This window comes from Pseudomonas sp. HMWF021 (assembly GCF_003061005.1).
In the GTDB taxonomy this organism is placed as follows: Bacteria; Pseudomonadota; Gammaproteobacteria; order Pseudomonadales; family Pseudomonadaceae; genus Aquipseudomonas.
Genome location: NZ_QAIK01000168.1, coordinates 21988 through 31272 on the forward strand (window position 1 = coordinate 21988; position 9285 = coordinate 31272).

Genomic DNA, 9285 nt, shown 5'->3' on the forward strand with positions numbered 1-9285 from the left:
AATGCATCGCTGCCGATACGCAGCACCGCGGTGTTGCCGGTGCGCAGTACACCGGCGGCATCGGCGAACACGTTCGGCCGTCCTTCAAACACGAACGCCACGATGCCCAGCGGCGATACCACTTGCTCGACCTTCCAGCCGTCGTGTTCGACGCTGCTGATGACCTTGCCGCGTGTGGCCGGTGCATCTCGCCAGGCGCGCAGGCCGGCGATCATGTCGCGGCGCATGCGCTCGTCCGCGAGAAGCCGGGTGGTGGAGCGACCACGGGCCTTGGCGCGCTCGATGTCGGCCAGGTTCGCCGCTTCGATCAAGGCCCAGCATTCCGGGGTTTCCAGGCGTTGTGCGAACCGATCGAAGAAGCGGCTGATGGCTTCGTCGGACACCGCCGACAGTGCGCTGAACGCCGCTTCCGCACGCTCGATCGCTACCGCCGCCGCTTGTTGATCGACCACTGGAATCAGCAACAGCTCGCCACTCACCTGCTCGACCAGCAGGTGGTCTCCGGGCTGAAAACGCGCCGCCAGTTCGGGGCTGACCACGGTCACGCGGTTACCAGCGAAAGGGATCGGCGTGCCAGCGACTAGACGTTCGAGCGCAAGAGACATGAAGCGGATTCACCATATGAGGGGCGGCCGGAAAATGTAGCGGATTCTGCGCTGAAACACACCTTCTACGAACACCATCAAACCTGTGGGAGCTGGCTTGCCAGCGATAAAGCCGGCAAGCCCGGCATTGATGTTGCTGAACCACCGCTATCGCTGGCAAGCCAGCTCCCACAGAGTTTTGTGGTGTTTGGAGGATCGGTTCAGAACACCGACCAGCCAATCCGCGAACTGAGCATTTCCAGCGCCGCCATCCCCGCCAGCGAATTGCCGGCGGCGTTGAGCTCCGGTGACCATACGCACACCGTGAACTGCCCCGGCACGACCGCGACGATGCCGCCGCCTACCCCGCTTTTGCCTGGCAGGCCGACGCGATAGGCGAAGTTGCCGGCCTCGTCGTACAGGCCGCTGGTGGCCATGATCGAATTGATCTGTTGGGTCTGGCGGCGGCTGAGGATCTGTTCGCCGCTGTGCTTGCAGAATCCATCATTGGCGAGGAAGCAGAACGCCCGGGCCAGATCGATGCAGCTCATGCGCAAGGCGCAGTGGCTGAAGTAACTGCGCAGTACCGCTTCGACGTCGTTGTGGAAGTTGCCGAACGATTGCATCAGGTAGGCCATCGCCGCGTTGCGGGCGCGGTGCTGGTATTCGGAATCGGCGACCTTGCCGTCAATCATGATCTGCGGGTTGCCCGACAGACGTCGGACGAAGTCGCGCATCGACAGGGTCGGCGCAGCGAACCGTGACTGGTTGATGTCGCAGATCACCAGCGCGCCGGCATTGATGAACGGGTTGCGTGGACGGCCGCGTTCGAACTCCAGTTGCACCAGCGAGTTGAACGGCTGGCCGGAGGGCTCGTGGCCCAGACGCTCCCAGATCGCCTCGCCGGAATGCTCGATGGCCTGCACCAGGCTGAACACCTTGGAAATACTCTGCACCGAGAACAGCGTTTCGGCGTCGCCGGCGCAGTACATTTCGCCGTCGTTGCCATACACCGCGATGCCCAACTGATTGGCCGGCACCGTGCCGAGGGCGGGAATGTAGTCAGCCACCTTGCCCTGCCCGATCAGGGGCCGGACAGCGTCAAGAATCTCGTTCAACAGCGCTTGCATGCCGGGTTCCGAAGTCTCGCCCCATGGGATTGCGGGGACACTGGGGCTAGACGCTGCGCAAGCTTCCGGAATCACACAAAACCCTGTAGGAGCTGCCGCAGGCTGCGATCTTTTGATCTTGATCCTGCCACTCAAAATCAAAGTCAAAAGATCGCAGCCTGCGGCAGCTCCTACAGGGGATCGGTCAGTGTGCGCCGTCGAGGCCGGCGAGCAATGCGTCGTCACGGCTGTAGATGTCCGGCGCATAACGCACCTGCCCATCCTTGCCGACCTGCGCTGTCCAGTAGGTCATCAGGATCGGCACCGGTGCCGACAGGCGGAATTCGTGGGTGCTGCCGGTGGCGAGCAGAGTGTCGGTGCGGGTGCGTTCGGCCGGGGTCAGCAACAGGTCACGCAGTTGCATCGGGTGCTCGACCCGCACACAGCCGGAGCTGAACGCTCGCGGGCCTTTGTCGAACAGCGCCTTGCTCGGCGTGTCGTGCAAATACACCGAGAACGGGTTGGGGAAGCGGATGACCATCTGCCCCAGCGGATTACGCGGTCCGGCGTCCTGACGCAGCATGATATTGCCGGGGTTGTCCCAGTCGATGTCCGCGGCGGCCACTGGCTGGCCGTGGGCGTCGAGCACCTGCAGGTTCTGGCGGCTGAGGAAGGTCTGGTCCTTGCGGATCGCCGGCAGCTTGTCTTCTTTCCAGATGGTCGGCGGCACGGTCCAGGTCGGGTTCAGGGTCAGGCGCGTGACCCTGGACTTGAGCAGCGGCGTCTGACGTTCGGCACGGCCGACCTGAGTGCGGGTCTGCCACACCGGCACGCCGCCCTGATACAGCGTCAGTTCGGCGGCAGCGACGTTGACCAGCAAGCCGTCGGGCTCCATGTCCTGGGCCATCCAGCGGAAGCGTTCGAGGTTGACCCTCAACTGCTCGCGACGGGTCAGCGGGCTGATATTGAGTTCGGCGATCGTCCCCGGCCCTACTACACCGTCAGCCTGCAACGAGTGATTGGCCTGAAAACTTTTCACCGCCTCCACCAACACCCCTTGATAGGCGTTGCCCGGGGTACCCACCACCGAATGCAGATACCCTTCGCTGTACAAGCGCCGGGCCAGATCCGGCACGCGCTTGTCCTCCATGTCCGGGCGCAACAGCGGCCCGTTGCCCACCGACTGCCACTGTGGCAAGGCTTTCTGCCGTTGCGCGGCATAGAGATGACGCAGGTTTTGATACTGCAACAGACGCGGGCGCGCCTGAGTGAATGCCGCTGCAATGTCGTGCATGCCCGGCACGGCGATCGCCAGCAGTTCGGCCTGCCGATCGCGCGGGGCCTGATCGGCATGCCACAGCGGCTCGAAGTGCGCTTGCAGCAGCCGACCGTAATGCAGGTCCTGCAAGGCTTGCAGGTAGTAGCGACTGATGTCGATATCGGCGCATAACTCGCCATCTTGCGGCGGGGTCTGCGCCAGCGGATAGCGCTTGGGGTTGAGGCCATCGTCGGCCAGCGCCTGCATCTGGGTGCGCAGGGTCGCCAACCGTGCAGCATCGGCGGTCCACACGGGCAGCCAGTCCTGCTGTTGATAGAACGCCTGCACCTGTTGCAGCGCCGCGCCGTCGAGGCCCGCGGCAATCGCCGGGCAGGCTTGCGGCAGACCCAGCAATACCGCGTGCAACGGGCTCTGCGGCTGCACCGGTGCTTCGATCGGCGGATTGACCGTGGCTTCGACCGGAGCGACAGCAGGCAGCGTTTCCAGCGGCGGCAACGGCTCGTCGGCACAAGCGACAAACGGCGCAGCGAGCAGACAAAGGCTCAAGTAGCATGCGTACTTTTTGAACAACTGCTTTACTCCAATCCATGGCCGTCTTGATGACGGTCAACCTTACATCAGGTGCGAACTGCGGCCTGCCGGGTATGACTGGGAGTCAGGAGAAAAAGTAACAAATGAGGCATTCCTGAGGACATTCTCCAAATGTTGACGTTTTTGCGCCGACTTCTGCTGACCACCGCGACCCTTGTCGTCGTGAACAGCCCAGCTTTCGCCGCCGGCAACCCATCGCCGGTTCTCTTCACCAGCCTCGCCCACGCCGCGCCGGAACTCAATCCCCAGGCGCTGAAAGGTGCATTGAATGCCATGCAGTGCGCCGTCAACAATGGCGCCAAACCCTCCCGGCATCTGGCGATCATCGATTATTCGCAACCCTCCACCGCGCGCCGGCTGTGGATCTTCGATTTGAGCCGACAGAAACTGGTACTGCGCGACCTGGTCGCCCACGGCTCCAACTCCGGGGAAAACTTCGCCACCCAGTTTTCCAACCGCGAAGGCAGTTACCAGTCCAGCCTCGGCCTCTTTCGCACTCAGGAAAGCTACAAGGGCACCCACGGTTATTCGTTGCGCATGGACGGTCTGGAGCCGGGCTTCAATGACATGGCCCGCGACCGCGCCATCGTGATCCACGCCGCCGACTATGTGAACCCGCTGTGGAGCAAGCGTCAGGGCCGAATCGGCCGCAGCCAGGGCTGCCCGGCAGTGCGACCACAGATTGCCAGACAAGTGATCGACAAACTGAAAGACGGCCAGTTCATGTTTTCCTGGTATCCGGACCAACGCTGGCTGAAATCCTCGCCGTACCTCAACTGCCAGCCGCAACAGGTGGCGAGCATTCTCAATACCCACGGCAGCTGACAGCGCGCAGACAGGCTCTGTGCGTTGTCAGACACCCGCGCCGACGAGGCCCTGATCCAGGGTCTATAGTGATCAGGTCTTGTGCCCTGTCGTCGAGCCTTGTCCATGTTCCCCACCCAGCACCTGATCATCTGCGAGCATTGTGATTGCGTGTATGAAAAAGCCGTGCTCGGCAAGCATCAGAAAACCCTTTGCGCCCGTTGCGGTGGCGTACTGCAGCGTTATAACGGCCTGACCGTCGAGCAGCGTCTGGCGTTGAGTGTCACTGCAGCCATGCTCTGGCTGTTCGCCAATTTCTACCCGGTGATGAGCATCAGCATGAAGGGCCTGAAAAACAGCGCGACGCTGTGGGATTCAGTGCTGGCACTGAGTCAGGGGCCGATCACTTTCATGGCGATGGTCGCGGCGATTTCAATCATCATCGCCCCGGCCTTTCAACTGGTGCTGCTGATCTGGGTGTTGAGCTTCGCCCTTTCGGCCCGCCGCGCACCGGGGTTCAAGTTGTGCATGCGCTGGCTGGAAACGCTGCGCCCGTGGAGCATGCTCGAAGTCTGTCTGCTGGGGGCGATGGTGGCGGTGTTCAAACTGGCCGGGCTACTCGATGTGCTGCCGGGCATCGGCCTGTTCGCCCTGGCCGTGCTGAGCCTGATGATGATCCGCATTGCCGGGCGCGACATTCGTGATCTGTGGGACATTCTATGAAGCGACCACCGACCGCCAGCGAACTGAACCTGTGCCTGTGTCACAGCTGCGGGCTGGCCTGCGACATGACCGACGAGCCGCACGAATGCCCGCGTTGCGAAGCACCGCTGCATCGGCGCAAGACCAATTCCCTGACCCGCACCTGGGCTTATCTGTTTGCCGCGTTGGCGTTCTACGTACCGGCCAATCTGCTGCCGGTGATGAACACCATGATGCTGGGCAACGGCGCCGACAGCACGATCATGAGCGGCGTGCTGGAGTTCTGGGAAGGCGGCGCATGGGACATTGCGCTGATCATTTTCATCGCCAGCATCGCGGTGCCGGGCATCAAGTTCGTGGCCCTGTCGCTGCTGCTGATCACCGTACAGCGTGGCAGCGACTGGGCGCGCCGTGAGCGTTCGAAGCTGTACCGTTTCGTCGAGCTGATCGGTTACTGGTCGATGCTCGACGTGCTGGTGGTCGCACTGGTTGCAGCGCTGGTGAAGTTCCAGGCGCTGGGCGACATCGAACCACGACCGGGCATCCTGTTTTTCGGCATGGTCGTGGTGTTCACCATGTTCTCGGCGATGAGTTTCGATCCACGGCTGATCTGGGACAACGCCCCGGACGACGAGCCGCTCAGCGACGCACCCGCTCAAGCAGCACCTGCAACGGATGGCGCAGCGCCCGATCCGACTGGCGCTTGACCTGGCTGCGGCAGGAATACCCGGTGGCCAGTGCTTCGCCCTGCTCCGCCGGTGCCTCGACCTGCCGCGCCCAGGATTGCTCGTAGATCACCGCCGACGTTTCACGGTTGCGCGCCTCATGACCGTAGGTGCCGGACATGCCGCAGCAACCGGTGGCCTGCGTCGCCAGTTTCAGACCGACCCGTTCGAACACCTGCTCCCACTGGCGGGTGGCGGCCGGCGCGTTGGTTTTCTCGGTGCAGTGCGCCAGCAGACGGAATGTCCGGGGCGCTTCGACACCGGTCTGCTCCGGCATCACCTTGAGCAACCATTCCTGCACCAGCGCCACTTCCGGGCATTGGTCCATGCCGGGCACTTTCAGGTATTCCTGGCGATAGACCAGCGTCATTGCCGGGTCCAGTCCCAGCAACGGTACGCCAACGTCCGCCAGCTCGCGCAGTTGCCGGGCATTGCGCAACGCCGCACGGTTGAACGCCGACAGGAAACCCTGCACATGCAACGGCTTGCCGTTGGCGCTGAACGGCGCCAGATACACCTGATAGCCAAGCCGCGAAATCAACTCGGCCAGATCCGCCAGCAACGGCGCTTCGAAGTAACGGGTGAACGCATCCTGCACCAGCACCACGCTGCGTTCGCGCTGGGCCGGGGTCAGCGTTGACAGTCGGGACACGGTCGCCGGCTGCACATTCCAGCGGCGCAGGGCGGCATGGAAATCGAAGCGGCTGAGCAACGGCACATCGACCATTCCACCGAAACGCTCCAACTGTTTGCGCACGAATGTTGCGCCCATCAATCCGTTGTACAGCGCCGGAATCCGCGCCATGTACGGAATGCTGTATTCCAGCGAGGCGATCAGATAATCCCGCGCCGGACGCAGATAACGGCTGTGATACAACTCCAGAAACCGCGAACGGAACTCCGGCACATTGACCTTGACCGGGCACTGCCCCGCGCAGGATTTGCATGCCAGGCAGCCGGCCATGGCGTCGTACACTTCATGGGAAAAGTCTGCGCCCTGCGTGCGGCTGTTGCGCCAGCGTGTCCACAGGTTGCTAAAAAATGCCGGACGACGGATCGCCTCCGACAGCACATCGACGCCCGCCTCGCCCTGCAAGCGCAGCCACTCGCGGATCAACGACGCACGGCCCTTGGGCGATTGCGCACGCTCGCGGGTGGCTTTCCACGACGGGCACATGGCGTCGTCGGGATCGAAGTTGTAGCAGGCGCCGTTGCCATTGCAATGCATGGCCGCGCCGTAGCTCTGCCAGACCTTTTCGTCGATCTGCCGATCGAGTTCGCCGCGCAGGGTCACTTCGTCGATCTTCAGCAATGCCGCGCCGGTGTTGGCCGGGGTGGCGATCTTGCCGGGGTTGAACTGGTTGAACGGGTCGAACGCCGCTTTCAGCGCTTGCAGTGCCGGGTACAACTCACCGAAGAATGCCGGCGCGTATTCCGAACGCAGGCCTTTGCCGTGTTCGCCCCACAACAGGCCGCCGTAACGCTGGGTCAGCGCCGCGACGCCGTCGGACACCGGGCGCACCAGCGCCGCTTGCTGCGGATTCTTCATGTCGAGAATCGGCCGTACGTGCAGCACCCCGGCATCAACGTGGCCGAACATGCCGTACTGCAAACCGTGGCTGTCGAGCAGATCGCGCAGTTCAGCGATGTACTCGGCCAGATGCTGCGGCGGCACGGCGGTGTCTTCAACGAACGGCTGCGGCCGCGCTTCACCGGCAACGTTGCCCAGCAACCCCACCGCACGCTTGCGCATGCCATAGACCTTGTTCACCGCCGCTTGGCCGACGGCCAGCGTATGCCCCAAGCGTTCAACTGTTGCGTCGCTGCTCAGATGTTCGAGGAAGGCTTCGACCCGGCGTTGCAGATCCTCGGGATCGTCGCCGCAGAATTCCACCAGGTTGATCCCCAGCGTCGGCCGGTCGGCGCTTTGCGGGAAGTATTCGGCAACGCCGTGCCAGACGATGTCCTGCATCGCCAGCAGCAACACTTTGGAATCCACGGTTTCAATCGACAGCGGCTTGAGCGCCATCAGCGCCCGGGCATCGCGCAATGCATCCATGAATCCGGCGTAGCGGATGTTCACCAGCATCGTGTGTTTGGGGATCGGCAACACGTTGAGCTTTGCCTCGACGACAAAGCCCAGCGAGCCTTCAGCGCCGCACAGCACGCTGTTGAGGTTGAAGCGATTGTCGGCCTCGCGCAGGTGCGCCAGGTCGTAGCCGGTCAGGCAGCGGTTGAGATCCGGGAAGCGCTGTTTGATCAGTTCGCCCTGCTCGTCAATGATCTGCCGTGCACAGCGGTAGACTTCACCGACCCGATCTTCGCGGGCGCACAGCGCCGTCAGATCTTCTTCCGCCAGCGCTGCGCCGTGCAGGCGTTCGCCGCCACGCAGCACCATGTCGAGTTCCAGCACATGGTCGCCGGTCTTGCCGTAGGTGCAACTGCCCTGCCCGCTGGCATCGGTGTTGATCATGCCGCCGACGGTGGCGCGGTTGGAAGTCGACAGCTCCGGGGCGAAAAACAGCCCGGCGGATTTCAGCGCGGCGTTGAGCTGATCCTTGACCACACCGGCCTGCACCCGCACCCAGCGCTGTTCGACGTTGATTTCCAGTATGCGGTTCATGTGCCGCGACAGGTCGACAACAATGCCGTCAGTGAGTGACTGGCCGTTGGTGCCGGTGCCGCCGCCACGCGGGGTGATCACCACTTGCCGATAGGCCGGCTCGGCGATCAGCCGCGCGACCCGCGCCACATCCTCGGCGTCCTTCGGAAACACCGCCGCTTGTGGCAGGCGCTGGTAGATCGAGTTGTCGGTGGCGAGCACCACGCGACTGGCGTAATCGGCGCTGATCTCGCCACGAAAACCGCTGGCCTTCAAGGCTTTGAGGAATTGCTGGTAATCGGCGGTCAACGCCGTGGCGGGTTTCAGCTGGGCAATCATCGGTCAGGAAATCTCGGTCAAAAAACGGGCCGTGCGGCGGTGAACAGTTGTGCGCAATGAATGATTGCGTCACGCTCCCGCCATTTCATGGTGCTTATGTTCATTGCTTGGCGCCCATGAGACAAACGTAAAATCGACCTGCAATCCATGACTAAAACGAATGAATCCGCGAACGCTCACCCCTTCCATGTCGTTATTGCTGGCCTTTGAGGCCGCCGCGCGCCATGAAAGCTACACCCGCGCCGCCCACGAATTGTCGCTGACGCAGAGTGCGGTCAGCCGTCAGGTGCAGATTCTGGAAAAAATGCTCGGCATGCGCCTGTTCAGCCGTGAAGGGCGGCAAGTGGTGCTGACCGATGTCGGGCGCATGTATCAGCGCGAACTGGCCGAAGCCCTCGGGCAGATCCGCAGCGCGACCCTGCAGGCCATGGCGTTCGGGTCGGGCATACACAGTTTGCGCCTGGCGACGCTGCCGACCTTCGGCTCGAAATGGCTGCTGCCACGTCTCAAGGATTTCTACACCGCGCACCCCGGCATGACCGTGCACCTG

General features: G+C 62.8%; 7 protein-coding genes and 1 pseudogene. 4 read left to right on the forward strand and 4 right to left on the reverse strand.

Translation table 11 applies throughout. The features are described 5' to 3' along the window. The 3 genes and pseudogenes from DBR18_RS29835 to DBR18_RS24365 form a co-directional block, all read right to left on the reverse strand. Window positions 1-605, reverse strand: a pseudogene (locus DBR18_RS29835) (glutamate-5-semialdehyde dehydrogenase); the annotation flags it as partial. A gap of 200 nt (window positions 606-805) precedes the next feature. Beyond that, entirely contained in the window at window positions 806-1714 is a 909-nt protein-coding gene (gene glsB, locus DBR18_RS24360; RefSeq protein ID WP_108592229.1) for a glutaminase B, read from the reverse strand. Window positions 1715-1898: 184 nt separating this feature from the next. Beyond that, window positions 1899-3542, reverse strand: a complete 1644-nt coding sequence (locus DBR18_RS24365; protein WP_108592230.1) for a murein L,D-transpeptidase — start codon at window positions 3540-3542, stop codon at window positions 1899-1901. 132 nt (window positions 3543-3674) lie between these two features. Between DBR18_RS24365 and DBR18_RS24370 the strand changes: the two genes are divergently transcribed. From DBR18_RS24370 to DBR18_RS24380, 3 genes are all read left to right on the forward strand, one after another. After that, window positions 3675-4388, forward strand: coding sequence for a murein L,D-transpeptidase catalytic domain family protein (locus DBR18_RS24370; RefSeq protein WP_108592231.1), 714 nt, complete (start codon window positions 3675-3677; stop codon window positions 4386-4388). Between the two features lie 105 nt (window positions 4389-4493). Continuing rightward, window positions 4494-5090: a paraquat-inducible protein A gene (locus tag DBR18_RS24375; protein ID WP_108592232.1), complete on the forward strand. Its 597-nt coding sequence runs from the start codon at window positions 4494-4496 to the stop codon at window positions 5088-5090. Beyond that, window positions 5087-5776 (forward strand): paraquat-inducible protein A, encoded by a 690-nt coding sequence (locus DBR18_RS24380; RefSeq protein ID WP_108592233.1) that lies wholly within the window; start codon window positions 5087-5089, stop codon window positions 5774-5776. The genes DBR18_RS24375 and DBR18_RS24380 overlap by 4 nt, the downstream gene beginning before the upstream one ends. Here DBR18_RS24380 and DBR18_RS24385 read toward each other — a convergent pair. After that, on the reverse strand, window positions 5709-8735 hold the full coding sequence (locus DBR18_RS24385) for an FAD-binding and (Fe-S)-binding domain-containing protein (protein WP_108592234.1): 3027 nt from the start codon (window positions 8733-8735) through the stop codon (window positions 5709-5711). The genes DBR18_RS24380 and DBR18_RS24385 overlap by 68 nt on opposite strands. Before the next feature lie 160 nt (window positions 8736-8895). Here DBR18_RS24385 and DBR18_RS24390 point away from each other — a divergent pair. Next, window positions 8896-9285 (forward strand): LysR family transcriptional regulator (locus tag DBR18_RS24390; RefSeq protein ID WP_146188791.1); only part of this gene is annotated, 390 nt, incomplete at its 3' end.

Coding starts and splice junctions, on each gene's coding strand:
- glsB (WP_108592229.1), bottom strand. CDS start 1,714: ATGCAAGCGCTGTTGAACGAGATTCTTGACGCTGTCCGGCCCCTGATC.
- DBR18_RS24380 (WP_108592233.1), top strand. CDS start 5,087: ATGAAGCGACCACCGACCGCCAGCGAACTGAACCTGTGCCTGTGTCAC.
- DBR18_RS24375 (WP_108592232.1), top strand. CDS start 4,494: ATGTTCCCCACCCAGCACCTGATCATCTGCGAGCATTGTGATTGCGTG.
- DBR18_RS24385 (WP_108592234.1), bottom strand. CDS start 8,735: ATGATTGCCCAGCTGAAACCCGCCACGGCGTTGACCGCCGATTACCAG.
- DBR18_RS24370 (WP_108592231.1), top strand. CDS start 3,675: ATGTTGACGTTTTTGCGCCGACTTCTGCTGACCACCGCGACCCTTGTC.